Origin of the sequence: Streptomyces sp. NPDC025273 (assembly GCF_040638585.1) — a bacterium.
Lineage (GTDB): Bacteria > Actinomycetota > Actinomycetes > Streptomycetales > Streptomycetaceae > Streptomyces > Streptomyces cinereorectus.
This window is the reverse complement of sequence record NZ_JBEZYP010000006.1, coordinates 91,849-116,233: the sequence shown is the minus strand read 5'-3', so window position 1 is coordinate 116,233 and position 24,385 is coordinate 91,849. Positions and strand designations below refer to the sequence as shown.

At 70.4% G+C, this 24,385-nt stretch carries 18 protein-coding genes and 1 pseudogene; 9 read left to right on the top strand and 10 right to left on the bottom strand.

Annotated elements, in window-relative coordinates; all coding sequences use genetic code 11:
- Positions 1–57: 57 nt before the first annotated feature.
- Together acsA and AB0F38_RS12885 are read right to left on the bottom strand one after the other, a co-directional pair.
- A complete protein-coding gene (acsA, locus tag AB0F38_RS12890) occupies positions 58–1,839 on the bottom strand; it encodes an acetate--CoA ligase (RefSeq protein ID WP_361890978.1) in 1,782 nt (593 codons plus the stop codon).
- Positions 1,840–1,862: 23 nt separating this feature from the next.
- Positions 1,863–2,540, bottom strand: coding sequence for a CBS domain-containing protein (locus AB0F38_RS12885; RefSeq protein ID WP_361890975.1), 678 nt, complete (start codon positions 2,538–2,540; stop codon positions 1,863–1,865).
- A gap of 219 nt (positions 2,541–2,759) precedes the next feature.
- Between AB0F38_RS12885 and AB0F38_RS12880 the strand changes: the two are divergent.
- Positions 2,760–2,936, top strand: a pseudogene (locus AB0F38_RS12880) (DUF1918 domain-containing protein); the annotation flags it as partial.
- A 105-nt stretch (positions 2,937–3,041) separates the two neighbouring features.
- Here AB0F38_RS12880 and AB0F38_RS12875 read toward each other — a convergent pair.
- Positions 3,042–3,911 (bottom strand): universal stress protein, encoded by an 870-nt coding sequence (locus AB0F38_RS12875; RefSeq protein ID WP_361890972.1) that lies wholly within the window; start codon positions 3,909–3,911, stop codon positions 3,042–3,044.
- Positions 3,912–4,470: 559 nt separating this feature from the next.
- On the opposite strand from AB0F38_RS12875, the gene AB0F38_RS12870 reads away from it, so the two are divergent.
- Positions 4,471–7,074: a cation-transporting P-type ATPase gene (locus AB0F38_RS12870; RefSeq protein ID WP_361890970.1), complete on the top strand. Its 2,604-nt coding sequence runs from the start codon at positions 4,471–4,473 to the stop codon at positions 7,072–7,074.
- Positions 7,075–7,217: 143 nt separating this feature from the next.
- Here the strand turns inward: AB0F38_RS12870 and AB0F38_RS12865 are convergent, their stop codons facing one another.
- From AB0F38_RS12865 to AB0F38_RS12845, 5 genes are all read right to left on the bottom strand, one after another.
- Positions 7,218–7,661: a CBS domain-containing protein gene (locus AB0F38_RS12865; RefSeq protein WP_361891500.1), complete on the bottom strand. Its 444-nt coding sequence runs from the start codon at positions 7,659–7,661 to the stop codon at positions 7,218–7,220.
- Positions 7,662–7,799: 138 nt separating this feature from the next.
- Positions 7,800–9,383 carry an AAA family ATPase gene (locus AB0F38_RS12860; protein WP_361890967.1) on the bottom strand — a complete coding sequence of 528 codons (1,584 nt, stop codon included), beginning with the start codon at positions 9,381–9,383 and terminating at the stop codon, positions 7,800–7,802.
- Entirely contained in the window at positions 9,376–9,525 is a 150-nt protein-coding gene (locus AB0F38_RS12855) for a hypothetical protein (RefSeq protein WP_361890964.1), read from the bottom strand. Before AB0F38_RS12855 ends, AB0F38_RS12860 begins: the two co-directional genes overlap by 8 nt.
- Positions 9,526–9,831: 306 nt before the next feature.
- Positions 9,832–10,698 carry a universal stress protein gene (locus AB0F38_RS12850; RefSeq protein ID WP_361890961.1) on the bottom strand — a complete coding sequence of 289 codons (867 nt, stop codon included), beginning with the start codon at positions 10,696–10,698 and terminating at the stop codon, positions 9,832–9,834.
- A complete protein-coding gene (locus tag AB0F38_RS12845) occupies positions 10,698–11,333 on the bottom strand; it encodes a CBS domain-containing protein (RefSeq protein ID WP_361890958.1) in 636 nt (211 codons plus the stop codon). Before AB0F38_RS12845 ends, AB0F38_RS12850 begins: the two co-directional genes overlap by 1 nt.
- Positions 11,334–11,654: 321 nt before the next feature.
- Between AB0F38_RS12845 and AB0F38_RS12840 the strand changes: the two genes are divergently transcribed.
- Both AB0F38_RS12840 and AB0F38_RS12835 read left to right on the top strand, forming a co-directional pair.
- Positions 11,655–14,057: a glycosyl hydrolase family 65 protein gene (locus AB0F38_RS12840; RefSeq protein ID WP_361890955.1), complete on the top strand. Its 2,403-nt coding sequence runs from the start codon at positions 11,655–11,657 to the stop codon at positions 14,055–14,057.
- Between the two features lie 211 nt (positions 14,058–14,268).
- On the top strand, positions 14,269–15,339 hold the full coding sequence (locus AB0F38_RS12835) for a zinc-dependent alcohol dehydrogenase family protein (protein ID WP_361890952.1): 1,071 nt from the start codon (positions 14,269–14,271) through the stop codon (positions 15,337–15,339).
- A gap of 192 nt (positions 15,340–15,531) precedes the next feature.
- Here AB0F38_RS12835 and AB0F38_RS12830 read toward each other — a convergent pair whose 3' ends face one another.
- Positions 15,532–16,227 (bottom strand): response regulator transcription factor, encoded by a 696-nt coding sequence (locus AB0F38_RS12830; protein WP_361891497.1) that lies wholly within the window; start codon positions 16,225–16,227, stop codon positions 15,532–15,534.
- 189 nt (positions 16,228–16,416) lie between these two features.
- On the opposite strand from AB0F38_RS12830, the gene AB0F38_RS12825 reads away from it, so the two are divergent.
- The 3 genes from AB0F38_RS12825 to AB0F38_RS12815 all read left to right on the top strand — a co-directional run bounded on the left by AB0F38_RS12825 (position 16,417) and on the right by AB0F38_RS12815 (position 19,924).
- Positions 16,417–18,144, top strand: a complete 1,728-nt coding sequence (locus AB0F38_RS12825; RefSeq protein WP_361890949.1) for a GAF domain-containing sensor histidine kinase — start codon at positions 16,417–16,419, stop codon at positions 18,142–18,144.
- A gap of 215 nt (positions 18,145–18,359) precedes the next feature.
- A complete protein-coding gene (locus tag AB0F38_RS12820; RefSeq protein ID WP_361890946.1) occupies positions 18,360–19,262 on the top strand; it encodes a universal stress protein in 903 nt (300 codons plus the stop codon).
- Positions 19,259–19,924 carry a CBS domain-containing protein gene (locus AB0F38_RS12815; RefSeq protein ID WP_361890943.1) on the top strand — a complete coding sequence of 222 codons (666 nt, stop codon included), beginning with the start codon at positions 19,259–19,261 and terminating at the stop codon, positions 19,922–19,924. The genes AB0F38_RS12820 and AB0F38_RS12815 overlap by 4 nt, the downstream gene beginning before the upstream one ends.
- A gap of 60 nt (positions 19,925–19,984) precedes the next feature.
- On the opposite strand, the gene AB0F38_RS12810 is transcribed toward AB0F38_RS12815, so the two are convergent.
- A complete protein-coding gene (locus AB0F38_RS12810; RefSeq protein ID WP_361890940.1) occupies positions 19,985–20,437 on the bottom strand; it encodes a universal stress protein in 453 nt (150 codons plus the stop codon).
- Positions 20,438–20,691: 254 nt separating this feature from the next.
- On the opposite strand from AB0F38_RS12810, the gene AB0F38_RS12805 reads away from it, so the two are divergent.
- Both AB0F38_RS12805 and ppdK read left to right on the top strand, forming a co-directional pair.
- The gene (locus AB0F38_RS12805; RefSeq protein WP_361890937.1) at positions 20,692–21,555 is read left to right on the top strand and encodes a universal stress protein; all 864 of its coding nucleotides are present in this window, start codon (positions 20,692–20,694) and stop codon (positions 21,553–21,555) included.
- 60 nt (positions 21,556–21,615) lie between these two features.
- The gene (gene ppdK, locus AB0F38_RS12800; protein ID WP_361890934.1) at positions 21,616–24,315 is read left to right on the top strand and encodes a pyruvate, phosphate dikinase; all 2,700 of its coding nucleotides are present in this window, start codon (positions 21,616–21,618) and stop codon (positions 24,313–24,315) included.
- Positions 24,316–24,385: the final 70 nt, after the last annotated feature.

Here is a 24,385-nt window from a genome sequence, read left to right as displayed (position 1 = left end):
CGGCACGCGCCCGCCCCGGGGTGGCGGCCCTGCCCGCGGGCGTGCCGGGTGTGCTGCTCATCGCTGGTCCCCTCCTCGTGCGGGCCCGCCGTGTCCGCTCCTGGTGGTCTCCAGCATGGACAGGTCCCCCTCGGGCAGGCCGAGTTCACGGGCCCGGAGCAGCCGGCGCATCACCTTGCCGCTGCGTGTCCTGGGCAGGTCGGGTTCGAAAGCGATCTCCCTCGGTGCGACGGCCGGTCCCAGGCGCCGCCGGGCGAACGCGAGGAGCTCGCGGCGCAGTTCCTCATCCGCCGGGTACTCCGGGCGAAGAGAGACGAACGCCTTGACGATCGCGCCGGCCACAGCGTCGGGGCGCCCGATGACTCCGGCCTCGGCCACGGCCGGATGTTCCATCAGCGCGCTCTCGACCTCGAACGGACCGATCAGGTGTCCGGCGGACTTGATGACGTCGTCGGAGCGGCCCACGAACCAGTACCAGCCGTCCGCGTCCCGGGTGACCAGATCGCCGGTCAGGTACCACCCGTCGGCGAAGCACGCCTCGTAGCGGCGCCGTTCGTGCAGGTAGCCGCGGAACATCGACGGCCAGCCCGCGCGCAGCGCGAGTTCGCCCCGGACCCCCGGCCGGTCGGCGACCCGGACATGACCGTCGGTGACATCGGCCCGGTCGTCGTCGCCGCACTCCAGTACGGCGGCATCCACCCCGGGAACAGGACGCCCCATGGAACCGGGGCGCACCGGGTCGGCGGCGAACCCGGCGATCATGATCGCGCCGGTCTCGGTCTGCCACCACGTGTCATGAACAGGCAGCCCGAGTGCCTCCTGCCCCCAGCGGACAGCCTCGGGGTTGAGCGGTTCGCCGACGCTGGCGACGAAGCGGAGAGCCGACAGATCGTACTCTTCACGCGGTGTGCGGCCCGCCGCCTGGGGGGCGGCTCGCATCAGCATCCGCAACGCCGTGGGCGCGGTGTACCAGACGGTGACCCGCTGGCCGGCGAGAATCGTGTACCAGCGGCGGGGGTCGAAGTCCCCTGAGTCGGCCACGGTCGTCACACCGAGTGTGAGCGGCGCGATGACGCCGTACGACATGCCCGTCACCCAGCCGGGGTCGGCCGTGCACCAGAACACGTCGCCCTCATGGAGATCCAGCGCGTACGCCGCGGTGACCTGATGGGCGAGCACCGCCTCGTGGGTGTGCATCGCCCCCTTGGGGGTCCCGGTCGTGCCGCTGGTGAAGTGCAGCAGGGCCAGGTTCTGCGGACCGGTCGTCGCGACGGTGAAGCGGGGGGACGCGGCGGCCATGAGCTGCGGGAAGGACGAGGTGCCCGGGGGAAGGGGACCGGTCCCCGGGTCGGTGAGCAGAACATGCCGCAGGTGAGGGAGACGGGACCGGACCGCGGCGACCTTCCGCTCGTACAGCGCCCGGGTGGTGACAAGGACCCGCGCGTCCCCCAGGTCCATCCGCAACCGCACCGGCTCGGGGCCGAAGGCGGTGAACAGGGGGCACACGACGCGGCCCGCACGCAGGGTGCCCAGCACGGTGGCGTACAACTGCGCCCCGCGGCCCAGGAGGGTGAACACCCGCTCGCCGCGCGCCACCTCGAGGGTGTCGAGGGTGTGCGCGAACCGGGAGCTCTGGTCGGCCAGGTCGGCGAAGGTGTAGGTGCCGGCCGTGCAGTCCCGCGCGACGCAGCGCAGGGCCACCCGCTCGCCGTGCCCTTCGGCCAGATGCCGGTCGACCGCCTCGTAGCCGATGTTGACACCGCCGCCGGGCAGTCCCGCGAGCCGGGTGCGGGCCTGCTGCCAGTCGAAGGTGGCACGGGCGCTGTCGTAGTCGGGCATGACCGGGCAAACCCACCGCGAGGTCATCGCGGTGGCTCCACGTCCAGGGCGAGGTTGTCGTAGGTGTAGTCGACCGATCCATGGAGCGCGACCACTCCGTCGACGGACCTGCAGAGCCGTTCGATGACCGGGAGGCTGGCGCGCTCGTCGACCTTCCCGGTGAGCGTGACCACACCCTCGTGGACGCTCACACGGACGGCGTCAGGGGCCAGGCGCAGGGTCGACCGCAGCACATCGTGTTCGATCTCCTCGCGGATCGCGGAGTCGCGCCGCAGGAACGGCCGCAGGAGATCGCTGCGGCTGACGATGCCGACGAGCCGCCCCGTCTCGTCCGCCACAGGGAGCCGCTTCACCCCCTTGCGGTGCATCGCCCGGGCAGTCTCGACGAGGTTCCACGTGGGCTGCGCGGTGACCGCAGGCGCGGACATCAGCTCCGCCGCGGTCTCCGCGGTGGGCAGCCCACGATCCTGGGACACCAGCCGGATACCCAGGTGGCGGCCTTCCAGATCAGGAAGATCGACGGTGTTGCGCAGGAGATCGGCCTCCGAGACCACGCCGAGCACGCGCCGGCTGTCGTCGACGACGGGTACCGCAGAGATGTCGTGGTCATGGAAAAGCCGTGCGATCTCCTTGAACGGGGCAGTGGGGCCGACGGTGACAACATCGTGGGTCATGATTTCGAAGACGGTGCGGTGCTGCATGGTCATCCTCCAGCCGGCATCTCGGCACTCCTCACCATCTGGCGCGGGCCCCGCCTCCCGGCAGTGCCGAACGGGTCCCTTCCCGGGACTGTTCGCCCCACGACGGGACCCCGGGCGCAGCGGAGAGTGAAAGGAGAACGGCCCTGGCGAGAGGAGACGGCCATGACGGGACGAGCCCGCCCCCGGCCGGACGGACCCGAACCCCCGACCGGAGCCGGCCTGTGGGCGCACGTGGGGGACCGGCTGGTCGTCGGCGGGGCCACCGCGGGCGACAAAGGACGTGACGGGGAGATCGTCGGGCTGCGTCACGCGGACGGCACTCCGCCCTACGAGGTGCGCTGGTCGGACACCGGACGGGTCACACTGATCTTCCCCGGACCCGACGCATACGTCCAGCACTTCAAAGGACACCCCTGACCCGCGGAGCCCGAGCGGCCTCCGGCCGGCGGTGAAGGCCGCAGGAGCCCCGTACCGAGGATCCCACGTGACCCGGCACGGGCTTCAGCCGAGGGGGACGACGGCGACGGGCGCGGGGCTGTGGTGTATCACCGCATGCGCCACCCGGCCCAGATGCGGCCCGAACATCACTTTCCTGTGCCGGCGTCCCACGATCACCAGTTGAGCGTCGCGTGACGCGTCGACGAGCTGGGACGCGGGGGAACCGGCCACGGCCCGGGAGGCGACCCGGACGTCCCTGTACCGCTCCTGCCACGGCTCCAGCAGATCCGTCAGCCCGGCCGCCACAGGGACCCCGGGTTCCTCCCCGGTGTCCCGGTCGGTGAGGGACGCCTCCCAGGGGGCGGGCAAGGTCCACGCGTGCAGCACGCGCAGCGTGCCGCCCCGGCGCGCGGCCTCGGCGAACGCGAACTCGAGCAGGGGTGCGCAGGGGTCATGGACATCGACACCCACCGTGACCTCTCCCGAGTCCCGTGCGGACGCGTCACGCTCCTGACCGGCCCGACCACGCACGAGGACGACGGGCCGCACCGCCCTGCCCACGACGCCGAGCGACACCGACCCGGTCAGGAACCCGAGGGCTCCCCCCAGCCCCCGTGAACCCAGGACCATGAGGTCCGACTCATTCGCGACCTCCGTCAGCTCATCGGCGGCCCGGCCCTCCCTCTCCTCGGCGGTCACCGGGAGTCCACGGTGCTCTGCGCGGGCCCGTTCCGCCGCGTCGCGCAGCAGAGCCCGGGCACGCCGGGGCAGGGGCCGCTCGAACGACAGCGGGATCTCAGGGCTGGTGGGGGACTCCTCCACACACACCACACGCAACGGCACCTCGCGCAGCACCGCCTCACGCGCGGCCCACGCCGCAGCCGCGAGGCTCTCGGGCGAGCCGTCCACACCCACACCGACCTGGGCGGTCATCTGTGCCTCTCGTGGTAGCCGGCTGTCTCCTGGGAGGCCGTCGAGGACCTCACCCCCCAGCGTCCCGTGGCACCCGTCAGCAGGAGAGGGGCCGACAGGGCTCGAAGAGGACCGAAAGGGCCCAAGCCCATCCCCGAGCAGCGGACTGAGCACCGGCGTGAGGACGACGCCCCCGAAGCCGCCGTCCCGGACCAGCCCCCCCGGGGGCGTCGTAGGCCGGACCCGCCTTCACACCCCCCATGGCGGCCCCCCGCACGTCCGCGGCGGTGGTGGCGAACCGGATCAAAAGACGGCGCTCACCTGGGGAGCCTCCGGCCCGGGGCAGGACACACAGCGGGCCACGAAGGACGACACAGCCGCCGGGCACGGGACCCGGAGGGAAGGAGACCGCGGGGACCTTCGGTCCCCCTCGCTGCCCCGTGCGGCCCTCTCGGGGCGCACCGGCCGGGACGAGGGTGGGAGCTGTCCTCCGGCACTTTGCGGGGGAACCGTCGAAAAACGCGCACCGGCGCACCGCACCCACACCGTGAGATCACCGCCCACCTCGAGTGAGCAGGCCATGGGAGCCCCCACAACAGCCTCCGCCACCACACAGGACCCCGCCGGGCTCAGCAGCGAGGAAGCCGCGCGGCGGCTCGTCGAGGCGGGCCGCAACGAGGTCGTGGCACAAGCGGCCGTACGGCTGCACACCAGGGTGCTGTCCCAGTTGCGCGACCCGCTCATCCTGGTGCTGCTGGGCGCGATCGTCCTCACCCTCACCATCGGCGACCACCCCGACGCTCTGGTGATCGCCCTCGTCGTCGTCGTGAACACCACTGTCGGTGTGGCACAGGAGATCAGGGCCGATCGTGCGGTGGCCTCGCTCTCGGAGCTTTCCGCCCCGAACGGGCGGGTACGCCGCGACGGCGAGGCCCGGGAAGTGCCTGCGGCGACCGTCGTCCCCGGGGATGTCCTGCTGGTCGGCGAGGGAGACATCATCGCCGCCGATGCCCGCCTGGCACAGGCGTCCGCACTCCTGGTCGACGAGTCCATGCTCACCGGCGAGTCCGTTCCCGTCGACAAGGAAGCACCGGGTGAACTCAGTGCCGGAACCGTCGCGGTACGCGGCAGAGGCGTCGCCGTCGTCACCGCCACCGGGAGCGCCAGCGCCCTGGGGCGGATCGCCGCCCTCCTGGACACCCGGCGCGAGCCGACCCCGCTCCAGCGAAGGCTCGCCTCCCTGGGACGCGTTCTGGCCGCCGCCACCCTGACCCTGTGCGCCCTGGTGTTCGTCCTGGGCCTCCTGCGGGGGCTCCCGCCGGGCACCATGGCGGTCACCGCGATCAGCCTCGCCGTCGCTGCCGTCCCCGAGTCCCTGCCGGCGGTCGTCACCCTGGCCCTCGCGCTCGGCGCCCGCCGCATGGCCGCCCGGCACGCGCTGGTACGCCGCCTGCCCGCCGTGGAGACCCTGGGCTCGGTCAGCGTGCTCGCCACCGACAAGACGGGCACGCTGACCGAGGGACGCATGGTGGTCCAGCACGTCTGGACACCCGGGGGCACCGTGGACATCGACGGTGCCGGGTACGAGCCCGAAGGGGACATCCGGGCCGGCGGGCGCCCACCGACCCCAGCCGAACTGGAGCCGGTACGAGACCTGCTGACCGTCGCGGCGCTGTGCAACGACGCCACACTGCGTCCCCCCGACGAGCACCACACCCCCGCCAGGGGCGAGCGCGACGGCGGACGGTGGCAGGCGGTGGGCGACCCCACCGAGGCCGCCCTCCTGGCCGCGGCGGCCAAAGCCGGCTGCCCCGACCCCCGCACCCTCGCCGTCACCCGTCCCAGGATCGGCGAAACCCCCTTCGACAGCCTGCGCAAACGAATGTCGACCCTGCACCAGCTGGAGAAGGGCCAGATCCTGGTCTGCCTCAAAGGAGCCCCGGAGTCCGTCCTGGACCCCGCCGTCCTCGCCGGGAGCGCAGCACTCCTGCACCGGGCACGGGAGGAGTCCGCACGCCTCGCGACAGACGGATACCGGGTCCTGGCCGTGGCGTCCGGTGTACGTGACGCCCCGCCGCCCCAGGAAGCCGACGCGGAGAGCGCACTGCGACTGCTGGGCCTGGTCGCCATGAGCGATCCCCCCAAGCCCACCGCGGCCGCCACCCTCGCAGCCTGCCGCACCGCGGGAATCACGCCCGTACTCATCACCGGCGACCACCCCGCCACCGCCCGTCACGTAGCGAAAGCGGTCGGCCTCCTCACACAGCAGGACACCGGACACGTGGTGACAGGGCCCGACGTGGCCGCAGGGCTCACCCCGGACCTCACCCGGGTCACCGTCTTCGCCCGCACCGACCCCAAGCAGAAGCTGGACATCGTCGAGGCGTGGCGGTCCCACGGCGCCGTCACCGCCATGACCGGCGACGGAGTCAACGACGGCCCCGCCCTGCACCAGGCCGACATCGGCGTCGCCATGGGCGCGCGCGGCACCGAGGTCGCCCGCCAAGCGGCCGACCTCGTCCTGACCGACGACGAACTGTCCACCGTCGTCGGCGCCGTCGAGGAAGGCAGACGGGTCTACGACAACATCCGCCGCTTCCTCGTCTACGGCCTGGCCGGAGGCATGGCCGAGATCCTCGTCATGCTGGCCGGCCCCGTCCTGGGACTGCCCCTGCCCCTGCGGGCCGGACAGATCCTGTGGATCAACCTGCTCACCCACGGCCTGACCGGTGTGGCCATGGGCGCCGAACCCGCCTCACCGGGAGCCATGGGACGACCACCGCGCCCGCCCGGACAGCACATCCTGGGGGCCGGCGCCTGGCAGCGGCTCCTCATGATCGCACTCGTCGTCTCCACGACCTGCCTCGGCGCCGCTCTCGCAGCGAAGGCCCTTGACCTGCGCTGGCAGAGCGTCCTGTTCCTCGCGCTCCTCGCCGGCCAGCTCGGCGTCGTGCTCGGGCTACGGGCCCGTCTGCTGACCCGGCGCAACCCCTTCCTGCCGCTGTCCGTCCTCGCCTCGGCCCTGCTGGCCGGTGCCGCCCTGTACGTGCCCTTCCTGCGGTCCGTCCTGGACACCGGACCAGTGGGCCCCGCAGGCCTCGGACTGGCCGCCGGTGCGGGCCTGGCCGGGTTCGCCGCCGGGCGGACCTCCCGGACAGCCGTCCACCGGACGCACGGACAGTGAGCGGGCCCACCGCCTGCGGGCAAAGGCCACGGGCCCGCAGGCGGTGAACCCGGACATGAACCCGGACACCGGAAGCAGCCCCGGTGCCCGCCGCGCAACCGTGACGCAGCCGGGGCAGGAGCGGCAGCCGAAGACGCGAGGGGCTACCGTCCGCGCGGAGGCACGCCCGCAGAGGGCGGCCCGGGCGGTTCCTCCAGGACGCTCCACGCAACCGGCCCCAACAGATCGGCAAACCGCTGGAAAACGTCGATGAGGACGTCGTCCACGGTCAGCACGCCCACGATCCGTTCCTCCTCGTCCAGCACGGGCAGGCGACGGACACCGGCCCTGCGGAAGGTCCGGTAGGCCACATGGATGTCGTCGCTCACGCCCAGCGTGATCACAGGCGACGTCATCACCGAATCGACCCTCTCGTCCGCGTCCAGCCCCCCGGCGAGAACACGCACCACGAGATCGCGGTCGGTGACGACACCGCGCAGCGCCCCGTCCTCGGTGACCATCACCGAGCCCACATTGCGTTCGGCCATCTCACGGGCCACCTGCCCCACGGGCGTCCCCGTGGGAACAGACACCACCGGATGACTCATCGGCTCAGAGACCCTCATCGCCAGCCTCCACAATCCCTCCAAAGAGCAGGAGCCCGTACGCGGCCGGGGTACCGCGGGCCGCCCGCTTCCGCGTCCCGGCGTTCCGCGAGGGCACATCCAGGTCGACACCCCCCGCCCCTACCCCGGCTCCATGTAGGGCCTGCGAAAGACCAGGTCCTGAGCAGCATCGAACGGACGCACCGCCGCAAAGGCCCGGACGGCCGCCGCCTCCAACGGACCACTGGTGTCGATGACGACCGCCTGCGGCCACGGCTGCTCCGACTCCGCGATCGCGGTGGCCACCTCCAGGCCGGCGTCGGACGCACCAGGGGCACGAGTGCCCAGACGGGCTGCCATCACCTCGCCCGGAACCTCACAGCGCAGGGCCACGAGGCCGGCGCCGGCCCGCTCGGCCGTACGCTCAGCGGCTTCGCGCTGCCTCACGTCCGACCACGTGGCATCAAGCACCACCGACTCCCCACGGATCATGAGAGCGGACGCACGCTCAAGGAGGGCCGCATACGTCCTGGCCGTCCACTCAGGGGCGTACAGCCCCTGACCGTAGGGGGCCGCGGCAGACCGTTCCGCGGGAAGACCCGCGAGTTCCTTACGCAGACGGTCGCTGCTCAGCAGCGTCGCCCCCAGCCGATCGGCCAGGACACCGGAGAGTGTGGACTTCCCACTGCCCGGGAGCCCACCCACGAGGGTCAGGCCGACGGCGGAGGTACGCAGGTGGCGCAGGGCCGCCGCGATCAGTCGCCGGGCGGCGGCCTCCGCGCCAGGCGCACCCTGAACGGCCTGGATGAGGGAGACCTTCGCGCGGACGAACGCGCGGTAGGCGACGTAGTGGTGCCGAAGGGACGGCGGTGCCGGGTCACCCGAGTACTCGCTGTACCGGGCGAGGAAGAACGCCGCCCTGCGGGGGGCATCGAGCTGCTCCAGGTCCATGGCCAGGAACGCGGCGTCGTCGATGCCGTCCACATAGCGCAGATGGTCGTCGAACTCCAGGCAGTCCAGGACCCGGGGGCCGTCCTGGAGGCAGAAGATGTCCTCGGCGAGCAGGTCCCCGTGACCGTCGACGATCCGGCCCTGCTCGATACGCATGTCGAACAACCGCTCCCGCCCGGCGAGATACCGGCGGACCAACTGCTCGATCTGCGCCACACCCTCGGGCAGATGACCGTGATCAGCCAGCGTGCGGACCTGCGCGAAGCTCGCCTCCCAGCGCGAGGAGAGAGCATCCCGAGTGCCCTGGGCATCTACCTCCGGGGTACGCGACGCGCCCGCGTGATGGGCCGCCAGGAGCCGGGCGACGGCCCGCAAGGTGTCATCGACATCCACGCCGTCGCGCACGAGCCGAGACAGCCGGCGCTCCGCCGGCATGCGGCGCATCACCACGACAGGTTCCGGCGGCTCCGCCTGCGGACCACGAAATTCCCCCAGGCCCAGATAGACGTCGGGGGCGAAGGGACGGTTGAGAGCGACTTCGTGTGCGCACGCGGCCCGCCGGGCCTCGACGGTGGTGTAGTCGAGGAACTCCAGGTCGACCGGCTTCTTGACCTTGTACGCGCGGTCACCGAGGAAGAACACGACCGCGGTGTGGGTCTCGCAGACCTCGGCCCGCCGCAGCGGCCTGGCAGGAACGCCACCGGCCCCGGACGCGGATGCGAAGGCGTGGTGCGCCGGGCCGCCCGGCTCCCCGCGCCGGCCCGGCTCAGTCATGAGGAACGACGGGTGCCGGCATCGCCCAGGCGTACACCACGTTCGGCGGGAGGTTTCGCCGCCCGGCCTCGCCGGCCGCCCGGTGAGCCGCGGCCAGGCCCTGCGGTGAGCCGTCCGGGGCGACCGTGATCACTGGCTCCATGACGACCTCCTGCGTATCGTGCGACGAGGGACACGCCGTGCGGGCGTCAGCGAGGCACGCACACGGCTCCCTCATGATTCGAGGAGTACCCCAGATCGTCCCGCGGCGCATTCCGGCCGTGACGGGGCAGGCATGCGAACGCATGCCCGGCCGGCCGGGACAAAGGGGGCGGCTGTCTCACGACCGCTTTGGCCTGAACACGATGACGCTCCACGGTGTCCTCCCAGCCGCACCCAGGACCGGCCGGTGACGAAGGCGGGCGCCCCGACTCCTCGGCGCAGGAGAACAGTTGCCACGCCGAACGCCTCACGGATGAGCGATCACGACGACGGGGGCGGGGGCGTGATGGACGACGGCGTGGGTGACCGGCCCTATGCGCGCGCCGGCCGGGGCCCCGCGCACGCGGCGCCCGACGACGATGAGACCCGCACCGGCACCGGCTTCCAGGATCTGCACCGCGGCGCGGCCGATCGCCGCCCGCGCTTCCACGGCGACCGCGGGAAACCTGTCCCGCCAGGGCTTCAGCACGTCCTGGAGACCCGCGCGCGCACGGCTGGAGATCTCCGCCGTGACCTCGGGACCGAAGCCCGCCCCGGACCCCATCGACAGGGGAGCGGGCCGGCTGTGCAGTGCGATCAGGGGGCAGCCCCGGCTTGCCGCCTCCTCGAAGGCGAAGGCGAAAAGGGCATCACACGGCCGGTCGACATCGACAGCCACCAGGACCGGGCGGTCCGCGCAAGAGGCTCCGGAACTCTCGTGCGTCCTGCGCACCAGGACAACGGGCCTTTCCGTGGCACGGATCACCGCCAGGCCGACGGAACCCAGTACGTAGCCGGACAGGGTACCCAGCCCGCGCGAGCCCAGGACGAGCATCTCGGCGCCGGGTGCCATACCCGCGAGCGAGGCCGCCGGCGGGCCGTCGACGGACCTCCAGCCGATCTCCAGCCGGGGATGGGCTTCGTGCAGAACGTCGAAGGCCTCGAGCAGAAGAGCCTGTGCCCACCGCTCACGCACATCGGAGCCCGACGCGGGCAGCCCGGCCGGCGACGACCACTCCTCGCAGTGGACCAGGAGCAGGGGACGGCCGCGGACACCTGCCTCCTGCGCCGCCCAGCGGGCCGCGGCCACGCTTTCGGCGCTGCCGTCCAGACCGACGGTGATGCTCCGGTTCATCAGGAGCTCTCCTCGCTCTCACGGCCGGCCGGACCGGCCGGCATGTCATCGTCCTCGTGACGGAGCCGGTCCACCACGTCCACGACCCCGTCGACGCTTCCGCACAGCCGCAGGACGACGGGCACCAGACTGCGCCGGTGCACCGTGCCGCTGAGCGTCACGATCCCGTCGGACACCTCGACGGTCAGGGACGAAGGGCTGACGCCGGGCGTCTGCGTCAGGACCTCCTCGAGGATCTCCCTCTGGATGGCGCGGTCCTCGCGCAGGAAGAGCCGCAGGAGGTCGCTGCGGCTCAGGACGCCCACCGTCCGGCCTTCACCGTTGACCACCGGCAGACGTTTGACCCGGTTCTGTTCCATGATCCGGGCGGCACGCACAACACTCCAATGGGGCATCGCGGTGATGACCGGACGGCTCATCAGACCGACAGCGGTGTGCTCCCCGCGGCCCATCCTGCGCCTTCTGAGCAGGTCCGCCTCCGAGACGACGCCCACCGGACACCTCCTCTCGTCCACCACGGGCACCGCGGTGATGCCGAACTCGTCGAGGAGACGGACGATTTCCTTGAACGTGGTGCCGCACTGGACACTGACCACCAGGGGGGTCATCAAGTCCGCCACGGTGCGATGACGCATCGACAGTCTCCTCGGCATGTCGCCATCGCCTTCCTGCCCGGCCGGAGTACCTCACGGGGCGAACCCTCCATGCGGATGACCGGAGCCGGTCGAGGGCGACGGTGACCGCCCGGCCCCCAGTGTGGTCGGCGGGACCAGGACGCGGGAAGGGCTGTGCGGCCCTGCACGAGGACCGACCGGGTACCTCTTCGCGCGTGCCGCCCCCCCAAGCCTGTGGATCATCACACCGGCATGCGATACCGCTCCTCCACGAAGGCGGCTACGGTTGAGGGGCGCATTCCAGGTACGCGGGGCCTGTTCGTCTCTGACGAGGGACCAGATATGTTCACAGGACATGTATGGGAGTACGAGGGGTACGACCCTGCCCAGGAGCGCTTGCGTGAGACGTTGTGCACGCTGGGGAACGGATTCTTCGCCACCCGGGGTGCGGCACCCGAGTGCGCTGCCGACGAGGTCCACTACCCCGGCACGTATGTCGCCGGCTGTTACGACCGGCTCGTCTCCCACGTGGCCGGGAGATACGTGGAGAACGAGGACATGGCCAATCTGCCCAACTGGCTGCCCCTGCGCTTCCGTCTCCTGGGCCCGCAGGGCCCACTTCCCTGGTTCACCCCCGACAGCAGCTCCCTCCTCACGTACAAACAGACGCTGGACGTGCGGGCGGGCACCCTGGAGCGCAGGATGCGGCACCGGTCCCAGGACGGCCGTGTCCTGGCTGTCCGGCAGGTCCGGCTCGTCCATATGGGTGATGCGCATCTCGCGGCGCTGCGCACGGAGTTCACCGCCGAGGGGGACTGGTCCGCAGACATCGAGGTGGAGGCGGCCCTGGACGGCTCGGTGACCAACGCCGGCGTCGCGCGGTACCGGCAGCTCGCGGGAAACCACGTGGCGCACGTGCGGACCGGCTCCAGCCGGTCCGGTATCGGGTGGCTGAGCTGCCGGACCAGCACCTCGGACATCCGGGTGGGGCTGGCGGCCACCCTGCGCGCGACCGGCACACCTCCCGACGACGTCGTGCGTGTCCAGGAGCCCACGCGGGCGGTGCACTCCGTGCGGCTCGCCCTGGCACCCGGCGAGCCCCGCACGGTCGACAAGGTCGTCGCACTCCACACCTCCCGGGATCCGGCGATCAGCGATCCCCTGAACGCCGCGATCGACAGGGTCCGGCTGGCCCCCGACTTCGACTCCCTGCTCACCACCCACGTCACGGCATGGTCCCAGCTATGGCGCCGCGCGGAACTCGACGTGCCGGGGGAGGCCGGCCGGATTCTCGGCATGCACCTCTTCCACGTTCTGCAGTCGGTGTCCCCGCACAGCGCGGACATGGACGTGGGCGTACCCGCTCGTGGACTCCACGGAGAAGCGTACCGAGGCCATGTCTTCTGGGACGAGGTATTCGTCCTGCCGTATCTGAACCTGCATTTCCCGGAGGTCTCCCGGGCCCTGCTCATGTATCGCTACCGCAGACTCGGGCGGGCCTGCAGGACCGCACGCGAGAGCGGCAGAGCAGGAGCCCAGTACCCGTGGCAGAGCGGCAGCGACGGCCGGGAAGAAGCCCAGGTGCTGCACCTCAACCCCCTGTCGGGACACTGGCTGCCGGATCGTTCCAGGCTGCAGTACCACATAGGATCCGCGATTGCGTACAACATCCTTCAGTACTGCGAGGCCAGCGGGGACACAGAATTCCTGTACACCAAGGGCGCTGAAATGCTGACCCAGATATCCCGGTTCTGGGCCGGTTTCGCCACCTGGGACAAAGAACGCGACCGCTACCGCATCAAAGGCGTGATGGGGCCCGACGAATACCACGACGCCTACCCCCGTTCAGCGGCCCCCGGCCTGGACGACAACGCCTACACCAACGTGCTGGCAGCGTGGGTCCTCGCCCGGAGCCTTGAGGTCCTGCAAGAGCTGCCGGAGCCACGACGCGAGGAACTACGCGAACGAACCGGCCTCGACGACGCGGAGCTGTCCCGCTGGGAAGACGTCTCACGCCGCCTTTCCGTGCCCTTCCACGACGGTGTCATCAGCCAGTTCGACGGCTTCGGCGACCTGGACGAGCTGGACTGGGACAGGTACCGCAAACGCAACGGGGACATCCGGCGGCTCGACCGGATCCTGGAAGAAGAAGGCGACACGGTCAACCGCTACCAAGCCTCCAAACAGGCGGACACCCTCATGCTCGGCTACCTCTTCTCGGCCACGGAACTCCGCGGCATCCTGCGCCGGCTCGGCTACGAACTGGACGACACCACCTGGAACCGCACCATCCACTACTACCTGCGCCGCACCAGCCACGGCTCCACCCTCAGCGGCCTGGTCCACGGATGGGTCCTGGCAAGAGCACACCAGAAGGAAGCCTGGACCTACGTCCACGAAGCACTGAGGAGCGACATCGCCAACCTGTACGGCGGATCAACAGCCGAGGGGATCCACCTCGGCGCCATGGGCGGAACACTCGACCTCGTACAAAGAGGACTGACAGGACTGGAAACCCGCGGGGGCGCCCTATGGCTCGACCCGGTACCGCTGCGCCCCCTCCCGGTCTACGGGATCGGCCTGCGCTACCGGGGCCACTGGGGGATCCGCCTGGGCATAGAACCAGGACGACTGCAGGTCAGCGTCCCGGACTCGGACGAGTCACCGCTCGACGTCCAACTGCCCGACCGGGCCGTTTCCGTGGAACCCGGGGACAGCATCTTCCTGCACACACCCTGGGACTGAGCCACGACCGATACCCAGCACCCCCCACACCCCCACGAAGACCGCCCACCCCGCCGGCCGGGGACCGGGCCCCCACCCCCGGCGACCTCCCGCCCGGACGGAAAAAAAAGGGGGCGCATGACGGCCGGCCGGGTCCCGACCGGCCCAAGCGCCCTGCCCCCCGAGTCGCGAACGTGGAGCTACGCCCGCACCACCGGAGAGGGGAAACGCCATGAAGGCACTGGTCTTCCACGGGAAGGGACAGAAGTCCTGGCAGGACGTGCCCGACCCCGGCATCCAGGACGCGGCAGACGCGGTGATCCGCGTCGACGCCGTCACCATCTGCGGAACGGACCTGCACATCATGAAAGGAGACGTACCCGAGGTGAGACCCGGCACCGTCCTCGGCCACGAGGCAGTGGGAGAAGTGGTGGAGACCGGAGGCGACGTCCGCAGCGTCCGCCCGGGCGACCGGGTACTGATCTCCTGCATCACCGCATGCGGCCGCTGCCGCTTCTGCCGCGAGAACCGCTTCGGACAATGCCTCGGAGGCGGCGGATGGATCCTGGGACACCAGATCGACGGAACCCAGGCCGAATACGTACGGGTCCCCTTCGCCGACCTGTCCCTCCACCCGCTGCCCAACGCCGTGAGCAGCGAGGACGCCGTACTGCTGGCCGACATCCTCCCCACCGCCTACGAGGTCGGTGTGCTGAACGGACGAGTCAGCCCGGGGGACACCGTGGTCGTGGTCGGCGCGGGACCGATCGGACTCGCCACCATCGCGACGGCCCGCCTCTACACCCCGCGCAGGGTGATCGCCGTCGACCTCGCCGAATCCCGGCTCCAGGCAGCCCGCGCGGTGGGCGCCGACGTCACCATCGGCGCGGACGAGGACCCCGAACTCCTGGTCGACGACCTCACCGACAACCTCAGAGCGGACGTCGTCGTCGAAGCGGTCGGTGTCCCGGAAGCCTTCGAACAGTGCACCCGCATGGTACGACCGGGCGGCCATGTCGCCAACGTGGGCGTACATGGAAAACCGGCCACCCTCCACCTCGAAGACCTCTGGTCCAAGGACGTGACGATCACCACCGGGCTGGTGGACACTCACTCCACCCCGCTGCTCCTGCAGATGATGGCAGCCGGACGGCTCCCCGCATCGTCCGCGCTGGTCACCCACCGGTTCGCACCCTCGCAGATGGAAGAGGCCTACGACGTCTTCTCCCGGGCCACCGACACCGGCGCCCTGAAAGTGGTCCTGGGCACTCCCGCACACGGTGTGGGCTCCCCACCCCGCTAGTGCCGCACCAGGCGACGTTCGCCCCGCCGCGACGCCCGGCACGCACTCCCGCCGCACCGGCCGAAAGCCCAAGTACGTCCAGTACGAGGACTTCCGGCCGGCACGCCCGGAGCACGCACCCGACGCCGCTCCCTGACGGGCAGACGTTGCCTGCCGCGGCACCGGACCACCCGGCCGGGCGGCCCGCCACGATCAGTGCTGCTGCGACTGCTCATGCACCTGCGTCGCGATGACCGCAGCCTGCACACGGCGCTCCACCCCCAGTTTCGCCAGAAGACGGGAGATGTGGTTCTTGACCGTCTTCTCGGAGAGGTAGAGCCTCTTGCTGATCTGCCGGTTGGTGAGCCCCTCACCGATCAGCTCCAGCACCGCCTTCTCCCGGTCCGACAGCACCGACAACCGCTCGTCCTGCCCGCAGTGAGCCTCCGCCGGGGAACGAAGCGACCGCATGAGATGTGCCGTGGTCGCCGGGTCGAGCATCGACTGCCCCGTCGCCACGGTACGAACCGCCGCCACCAGGTCAGTGCCCCTGATGTCCTTGAGCACATACCCCGCCGCACCCGCCATGATGGAATCCAGCAACGCGTCCTCCTCGTCGAACGAGGTCAACATCAGGCAGGCGAGGTCCGGCAGACGGGAACGCAACTCCCTGCACACCCCGATCCCGTCACCGTCCCGCAACCGGACGTCGAGAACCGCCACATCAGGTCGCAACGCCGGACCACGAGCGATGGCCTGCTCAGCCGTCGCGGCCTCACCCACCACCGTCAGGTCCGGTTCGCAATCGAGCAGATCACGCAGACCACAGCGAACGACCTCATGATCGTCCAGCACGAAAACCCGCGTGACGTCCTCTATGGCGGTGCGGGCGGGTATGTCGGCATCCATCGCCACCCCTGTGATAACGGCTGCACACTGTGCAACCTCCAGTCCGATCACGCCCAGTATCTCCCCACGGAGCCCGTTCGGCTCGGACAGCGGCCCCCGGCCCGGCACCCCGGCAGGAAGGAGGGCGCCCCGACGCCCCGGGTCTTACGCTGGGGCTGTGAGGACCCGGTAGTCGACACAGGAGGTGTCGTGACCGAACGTAGTCAGGACACCCATCCGGCGACCGACGAACCCCTGAGCCCACTACCCACCCACATCGACGTCGCCGACGGCTCCCGGCACAGGATTCACGACCTCCTGGAGGCGGTTCTCTCCGTCGGCCGCGGACTCGAACTGCCACAGGTCCTGCGCCGCGTCGTCGAGGCGGCCACCGTCCTCGTGGACGCCGAGTACGGCGCCCTCGGCGTCACCAGCGAGAACCACATGCTCCCGGAATTCCTGCCGGCCGGCGTGAGCGATGAACAACGGGCCGCCATAGGCCCCCTGCCCAACGGCCACGGCCTGCTGGGCACACCGATCCGCCACCCCGAACCCCTCCGCCCGGCACAACCGCCCGAACCCCCGCCACCACACGCCCCCCACCCACCGACGCACCCCTTCCTGGGCGCGCCGATCCAGGTACGCGGTGAGGTCTTCGGCACCCTCTACCTCACCCAGAAGCGCGGTGACCGCGCATTCACCGCAGAGGACCAAGCGGTGCTGCAGACCCTGGCCGCCGCCGCGGGCATCGCCATCGAGAACTCACGGCTCTACGAGGAATCCCGCAGCCAGGCACGCTGGCTCGCCGCAGGATCCGAAGTCACCAACAGCCTGCTCTCCGGCAGCCCCCGGGCCGAGGTACTGAGCCTCATCATCGACCGTGCCCGCGCGAACGTCTCCGCGGACCTGGGGATCGTCGCCGTCCCCGTGGAGGGAACGGGCCGGCTGCGGATCGTGCTGGCAACCGGCGACGAAGCCGAATCGCATCACGGCACGTTCGTGCCCATGCACGAGGGCTACCTCGGTACCGCCTTCGCCCATGACGGGGCATCGCAGAGCCACGACATCGAGAGCGATCCACGCAGCGGGGACGACGCCGCACGATGGGCCGGCCTCGGGCCGGCCGTGGCCGTACCCATCGGATCGGGAACCGTCGTACGCGGAGTCCTGCTCCTGGCCCGCAAAAAGGGGGAGAACCCCTACTCGCCCGAGGAGACCGAGCCCCTGACCGCCTTCGCACGCCAGGCATCACTGGCCATGGAACTGGCCGAACGCCGCAAGGACGCGGAACAGATGACCCTGCTGGAGGACCGCGACCGCATAGCGCGCGACCTCCACGACCTCGCGATCCAACGACTGTTCGCCACCGGCATGACACTGCAGGGAGTGCAACGCCTCGTCACCCATCCGCAAGCCGAACAGCGGCTCCGCAGAGCGGTGAACGATCTGGACACGACAATCAAGATCATTCGCTCCACCATCTTCGGCCTCCGCACACACGAGACCGCCGGCACAGCCCCCCAAGGCCTGCGCACCCGAATCGCACAGGCCGTCGAAGCATCCGCTGCACCGCTGGGCTTCGCCCCCGCACTGCAGATCGAAGGCCTCGTGGAAACCCACGTGTCCATGACCCTGGCCGATCACGTGGTGGCGGTACTCGTCGAGGCACTGAGCAACGCCGCCCGCTACGCACGGGCGAGTTCGGTCGAGGTGCATCTGCGCGTCACTCCCGGCCGGCTGACGCTGACGGTCACGGACAACGGTGTCGGCATGCCGGTGGACGTGAGATCCAGCGGACTGAGCAACATCGAAGAACGGGCCCGGGCAGCCGGCGGCCACTTCGAGACGAGCAGACCACGCCAGGGCGGCACCCGGCTGACCTGGACGGTTCCGCTCGAGCCGCTGAACGGCCGACGCCAGGCGGACGCCGAGCGATAACCCGCCCACCGGCACCGGACACGGCAACGACAGCCCCCGCAGCAGCCGTTCAGACCCCCGCGCCCCGCTCCGGCACCATCATCGTCCGCCGACGGCCGCGTGGTGTCCCGGGGCCGCCCGGGCACGTGTGGGGTCCGGTCGGCCCTGGGACCGATACAGGCACGGTGCGACGGTAGCCCTAAGCGCAACGAATTCCGGGAAAGGCGGTGGGGACGATGACGTCGTCTTTGGTGGCAGGAGTGGACGGCAGCGACTCCAGCCTCCAAGCCGCCGACTGGGCAGCGGACGAAGCACTGCTGCACGACCTCCCCCTGCGCCTGGTGTACGCCTCGAAGTGGCAGCACTACGAGGGGGCCGCTCTGGCAGGGAGCCTGTCCCGCCCGGACGGAAAGGTGCTGGCCGACAACATCGTCGGCTCCACCGCGGAGCGCCTGCGCCGCCGGGCACCGGAACTGCTGGTCACCACCGACGTACAGGACAAGGACCCCGTCGGCGCCCTGCTGAGCGAGGGGCGTCAGGCCTTCGCCCTGGTCACGGGAACCAGAGGGCGAGGGGAAATCCCCGGGCTGCTCCTGGGATCGGTGAGTCTCGCCGTAGCGGCCGGAGCACACTGCCCCACCGTGGTGGTCCGCGGAGACGAGGCAGGCCTGGACGGTACACACGGCCGGGTTCTGCTCGGCATCGGAGACGCGGACCTGGATTCGCCGGCCGTACGGTTCGCGTTCACCGAGGCACGGCTCAGACGGTGCACACTCGACGTGGTGCGCGCGTGGCGCTGCCCGGCCCACGAGAGCACCGACCACCCGCTTCTGGCCGCCGACCCCGACCGAGACCACCAGGAGCGGGCGTCGGCACTGCTGGAGGAGGCACTGGCGGCGGCGGCACACGACCACCCGGACGTCCCTGTGCACCGGATCACCGCGGAAGGACCCGCGCGCAAAGCACTCCTTCGACATTCCGCGGCGGCCGACCTCCTGGTGGTCGGCGCCCGCCGGCGCCACAGCCAGTTCGGAATGCAGCTGGGCAGGGTCGCCCACACCCTCCTGCACCACGCGGACTGCCCCGTAGCCGTGGTGCCCGGCAGCAGCCCGCGCCCTTCGCAAGGGGGAACACCATGACCCGCCGGTCACCACACACCGTGCACGACGTGATGACGCAGACGGTCATCGCGGTGGGCCTCGACGCCAGGTTCAAGGAGATCGTGACCGCCATGAACCAGTGGCAGGTCACCGCCGTCCCCGTCCTGGAAGGCGAAGGACGGGTGGTAGGAGTGATCTCCGAAGCCGACCTCCTGACGAAGGAGGAACTGCGGGCCCAGGACGCCACCATGATCAGCCAGAGCGAACGCCTGCTCGACTACGCCAAGGCAGGGGCCGTCGCAGCCCGAGATCTCATGTCCTCTCCCGCCGTCACCGTCCCGGCGAACGCCACCCTCCCCGAGGCCGCCCGCCTCATGGCACGCCACGGGGTCAAACGCCTGCCGGTCGTGGACACGCAAGGGGTACTCAAAGGCATCGTGAGCCGGGTCGACCTGCTCAAAGTGTTCCTGCGAACGGATGAGGAACTTGCCGATGAGGTGAGACAGGAAGTGATCAACCCTCTCTTCCCCGTCTCGCACCGCAACATCCGCGTCGACGTGGCCGAAGGACGCGTGACCCTCAGCGGAACCGTCCGCGACACCGCGCTGATCCCTGCCGCCGAACGGCTGTCCAGAACGGTGGAGGGCGTCGTGGACGTGCACAGCGAACTCCGCGGCCCCGCGGAGACCACCCCGTCATGACCCGCCCGGGCCCCCGGTGACCGCGCAGCCCCCATGAGTGCCCGCTGCCCGGAAACCGGCTCAGTGAGGTCCAGCTGTCCTGGCCCGCACAACGACCACGGGGCACCGCGCATGCTGAGCGCATCGCTGGCTCACGGAACCGAGCATGGCCCGTGCGAAGCCGCCGCGCCCCCGGTTACCGACCACGAGCAGCTCCGCTCCCTCGGAAGCTCTCACCAGGACCTCGGAAGGGTCACCCCGCACCAGCACCTCGTGCACCTCGGCAGGCTTGACGTCACCGAAAACCGCCTGGATCCCCTCGGTGAAGCGCAGACGGGCGCGCTCCAGGTCGAAACCGGCTTCCGTCGCCGGTCCGGCCCAGCCGATCTCGGAAGGGGTGTCCCAGGCACACACGGCCTCGACGACACCGCCGATGAGCTGAGCATGATGCGCCGCCCAGCGCAGAGCCTCCTGGGAGGGGCCGGAGCCGTCGACACCCACGACGACGCGCGGAGTTTCCGTATCGCTGCCCATGACCGCCTCACTTTCCTGCCGCAGTCCCCGCCCGTCCACAGTGCCCGGGCTCCGAGCACGACGCCAGTGGAGAGCACGCCGAGCACCCCGGCCCCGCCGGCACGTGCCTGACGGCCGCAGCACAGAACCGACCCGGCCGCACCCCGTCCGCCGATGGGGCCGACCGGTCCGGCCGGGGCCCTTCCGGCCCCTCCTGGACATCGACGGGATCGGCCAGTCTGAGGGGAAGGGCACTGTTCTCGTGAGGAGACACCATGTCCCGCACTGTCACTGTCGGAATCGACGGCTCACGCGAGAGCCTCGCGGCCGCGAACTGGGCCGCGGGTGAAGCCACGGCCCGGGGGCGACTCCTGCGCCTTGTGTACGTATGGAAACAGGACGAGGCGTCCGTCGCGTACTACACCGACCCGGAGACGAACAGGCGCGCGGCCGAGGCACTGCTCCACGAGGCGGTCGAGCACCTGCGTCCGAACCATCCGCACGTACGGGCAGAGACGGTGCAAATGCCCGGCGCCCCTGTGGAGGAGCTGAGCGCCGCCGGCGAACGGGCAGAACTACTGGTCCTGGGCTCCCGAGGACTCGGAGGGGTGACAGGTTTCATCCTCGGCTCCGTTTCCCTCGCCGTCCTGGCACGGGTCCGCTGCCCCCTGGTCCTGGTCCGCGCCGACGGTACCGGGGAGGCGTCCCCGGACAGGGACGTGGTCGTGGGGCTGGACCTGCCGGAGCCCAGCCAGGAGGTCCTGGCCTTCGCCTTCGCCGCCGCCGACCGTTACGGATGCGGACTGCGGGCGGTGCACAGCTGGACCCTGCCACCGGTGTACGGCGCCGGAACGGCCGACGTCGTCCCCGTGCTCCTGGAGGCGACCGCAACCGAACGACGCAAGGAAATGGACGCGGCCCTGGCCCCGTGGGCCAGAAGATACCCAGGGACAGCCATAGGCCGCCAGTGTCTCCAAGGGCATCCGGCACAGGACCTGGTCGAGGCATCGACGCATGCCGGCCTGGTCGTCGTCGGCCTGCGGCACCGCACCGCGCGCATGGGAACCCACGTCGGACCGGTCGTCCATTCCGTACTCCACCACACGGCAGGTCCCGTGGCCGTTGTCCCGCACAACTGACCTGCGACAACCGCCTCGAGCCCGACGGCAGCCACGGCCGACCCAGAGACGAGCGCACCCATGACGAGCTATGTGTACGACTTCGCCGAAGGCAACAAGGACATGGCCGATCTGCTCGGTGGGAAGGGCGCCAACCTCGCGGAGATGACCCGCCTCGGACTGCCCGTGCCCGCCGGATTCACCGTCACCAGCGCCGCCTGCCGGCAGTACCTGACAACCGGCCGCGCACCGGCGGAACTCGACCGGCAGATCCGCCTCCACCTGACGTCACTGGAACGCTCCTGCGGCAGGCTCCTGGGCCAGGCAGCCGACCCGCTCCTGCTCTCCGTCCGCTCGGGTGCCCGGCACTCGATGCCCGGCATGATGGAAACCGTCCTCGACATAGGCCTCAACGACTACGCGGTGCTCGGCCTGGCCCGGTCCGCCGGGAACGAGCGATTCGCCTGGGACTCCTACCGACGCCTTGTACAGATGTTCGGGAACACGGTGATGCAGGTCGACGGTGCGGTGTTCGAGAACGCGCTCACCCGCCTCAAGGAACAGTGCCAAGTGGCCGACGACACCCAGCTGGACACGGCCGAACTGATCAGACTGGTCGAAACCTACAAGGACCTCATCAGGGAACACACCGGCGAGGCGTTCCCCCAGGACCCCGCCGAGCAGCTCCGGCGCGCGATCCTCGCCGTCTTCGCCTCATGGAACGCGGACAGGGCACGTCTCTACCGGCGCCGCGAGCACATCCCGGACGACCTGGGCACCGCGGTCACCGTCCAGAGGATGGTCTTCGGCAACCTCGGCCCCGACTCCGGCAGCGGGGTCGCCTTCACCCGTGACCCCGCAACCGGCCGGCCCGGCGTCTACGGCGACTACCTTCCGAACGCACAGGGAGAGGACGTCGTCTCCGGCACACGCAACGCCGTTCCACTCCAGGAACTACAACGGCTCGACCCCCACTCCTACAACCGGCTCCTGGCACACATGAGGCAGCTGGAATCCCACTACCGCGACCTGTGCGACATCGAGTTCACCATCGAACGCGGCGTCCTGTGGATGCTGCAGACCAGAGTCGGCAAACGAACCTCACAGGCGGCGTTCGCGATAGCCGGACAACTGGCACAGGAAGCAGTCATCTCCACCGAGGAGGCACTGGAGCGCGTCGACGGCGAAGGGCTCGCCCGGCTGATGTTTCCACGCTTCGACACGTCCGCGACCAGCGAAGTACTGGCCCGGGGAACACCGGCCTCACCCGGCGCCGCGGTGGGAGCCGCGGTATTCGACTCCGCCGAGGCGGTCCGCCGCTCCGCCGACGGGGAGAAAGTGGTGCTGGTACGTCAGGAAACGACCCCCGACGACCTGCCCGGCATGATCGCTGCCGAGGCCGTCCTGACCAGCCGCGGCGGAAAGACCAGCCACGCCGCCGTGGTCGCGCGCGGCATGGGAAAAGTATGCGTCTGCGGAACCGACAGCATCACGGTGAACGAGGCGGAACGCGCCTTCGCGACAGCCGGCGCCACCATACGAGAAGGCACCGTCATCTCCGTCGACGGCTCGGAGGGCACCGTGTACCGCGGGGCGGTACCCCTCGTGGAATCCGAGGTCATGCGCTCCTTCGAGACCGGCCGGCCCCACCCCGGCAAGGACGCGGCACAGGTCGTCACGGACGTACACCGACTCCTCGCCCAGGCCGACGCGACACGCCGACTGGAGGTCCGGGCCAACGCTGACACACCGCAGGACGCCGCCCGAGCCCGGAGGTTCGGCGCCCAGGGCATAGGCCTGTGCCGCACCGAGCACATGTTCCTCGGAGACCGGCGCCCCCTGATAGAGACGATGATCCTCGCGCACACCGACGCCGAACGGGAGGCCGCCCTGGCGGCGCTCCTGCCCCTCCAGCGCCAGGACTTCATCGAGATCCTGAAGGCCATGGACGGATTCCCGGTCACCATCCGACTCCTCGACCCACCTCTGCACGAGTTCCTGCCCGACAGGACGGAACTGGCGGTGAGAGCCGCACAACGCGAAGCCCGCGGCCAGGACACCGACCCCCACGACCACGAGCTCCTGCGGGCCGTCAACCGTATGCGCGAGACCAATCCCATGCTGGGTCTGCGTGGCGTACGACTAGGCCTGGTGGTCCCGGGGCTCGTAGCGATGCAGGTGAGGGCCGTGGCCGAGGCGGTGGTGGCACGCATCCGCGCCGACGGTGATCCGCAGCCCGAGATCATGGTCCCCCTGGTAGGAGCGGCGCAGGAACTCACCCTCGTGCGAGAGGAGGTCGAACAGGTATGGACGCACGTGACATCGGCGGCCGGCATCACCGTCACCTGCCCCGTCGGCACGATGATCGAACTGCCGAGAGCGGCTCTCACCGCAGGCCGCATCGCGCGGAACGCCGACTTCTTCTCCCTGGGGACGAACGACCTCACCCAGACCACCTGGGGCTTCTCCCGCGACGACGTCGAGGCCGAATTCTTCTCCGCGTACCTGGACAAGAACATCTTCGAGAGATCCCCGTTCGAGACGATCGACCGCGAGGGAGTGGGCCGGCTCATCGAGCTCGCGGTAGCCGAAGGGCGGGAGTCACGACCCGGCCTTACCGTCGGGGTGTGCGGAGAACACGGAGGGGATCCCGATTCCATACATTTCTTTCACCGGGCAGGCCTGGACTACATATCGTGCTCACCCTTCCGGGTGCCCGTCGCCCGGCTGGAAGCGGGGCGTGCCGCACAGCGCTCCTCAACCGGCCCACAGGACGGATGAGCCCCCGGCCCGGTCCCGGTGACCAGCACCCGGAGTGAACGCGGGAAAAGAGGACGGGCAGCCCCGCGGC

Coding starts and splice junctions, on each gene's coding strand:
- acsA (WP_361890978.1), bottom strand. CDS start 1,839: ATGCCCGACTACGACAGCGCCCGTGCCACCTTCGACTGGCAGCAGGCC.
- AB0F38_RS12885 (WP_361890975.1), bottom strand. CDS start 2,540: ATGCAGCACCGCACCGTCTTCGAAATCATGACCCACGATGTTGTCACC.
- AB0F38_RS12875 (WP_361890972.1), bottom strand. CDS start 3,911: ATGACCGCCCAGGTCGGTGTGGGTGTGGACGGCTCGCCCGAGAGCCTC.
- AB0F38_RS12870 (WP_361890970.1), top strand. CDS start 4,471: ATGGGAGCCCCCACAACAGCCTCCGCCACCACACAGGACCCCGCCGGG.
- AB0F38_RS12865 (WP_361891500.1), bottom strand. CDS start 7,661: ATGAGTCATCCGGTGGTGTCTGTTCCCACGGGGACGCCCGTGGGGCAG.
- AB0F38_RS12860 (WP_361890967.1), bottom strand. CDS start 9,383: ATGACTGAGCCGGGCCGGCGCGGGGAGCCGGGCGGCCCGGCGCACCAC.
- AB0F38_RS12855 (WP_361890964.1), bottom strand. CDS start 9,525: ATGGAGCCAGTGATCACGGTCGCCCCGGACGGCTCACCGCAGGGCCTG.
- AB0F38_RS12850 (WP_361890961.1), bottom strand. CDS start 10,698: ATGAACCGGAGCATCACCGTCGGTCTGGACGGCAGCGCCGAAAGCGTG.
- AB0F38_RS12845 (WP_361890958.1), bottom strand. CDS start 11,333: ATGCGTCATCGCACCGTGGCGGACTTGATGACCCCCCTGGTGGTCAGT.
- AB0F38_RS12840 (WP_361890955.1), top strand. CDS start 11,655: ATGTTCACAGGACATGTATGGGAGTACGAGGGGTACGACCCTGCCCAG.
- AB0F38_RS12835 (WP_361890952.1), top strand. CDS start 14,269: ATGAAGGCACTGGTCTTCCACGGGAAGGGACAGAAGTCCTGGCAGGAC.
- AB0F38_RS12830 (WP_361891497.1), bottom strand. CDS start 16,227: ATGGATGCCGACATACCCGCCCGCACCGCCATAGAGGACGTCACGCGG.
- AB0F38_RS12820 (WP_361890946.1), top strand. CDS start 18,360: ATGACGTCGTCTTTGGTGGCAGGAGTGGACGGCAGCGACTCCAGCCTC.
- AB0F38_RS12815 (WP_361890943.1), top strand. CDS start 19,259: ATGACCCGCCGGTCACCACACACCGTGCACGACGTGATGACGCAGACG.
- AB0F38_RS12810 (WP_361890940.1), bottom strand. CDS start 20,437: ATGGGCAGCGATACGGAAACTCCGCGCGTCGTCGTGGGTGTCGACGGC.
- AB0F38_RS12805 (WP_361890937.1), top strand. CDS start 20,692: ATGTCCCGCACTGTCACTGTCGGAATCGACGGCTCACGCGAGAGCCTC.
- ppdK (WP_361890934.1), top strand. CDS start 21,616: ATGACGAGCTATGTGTACGACTTCGCCGAAGGCAACAAGGACATGGCC.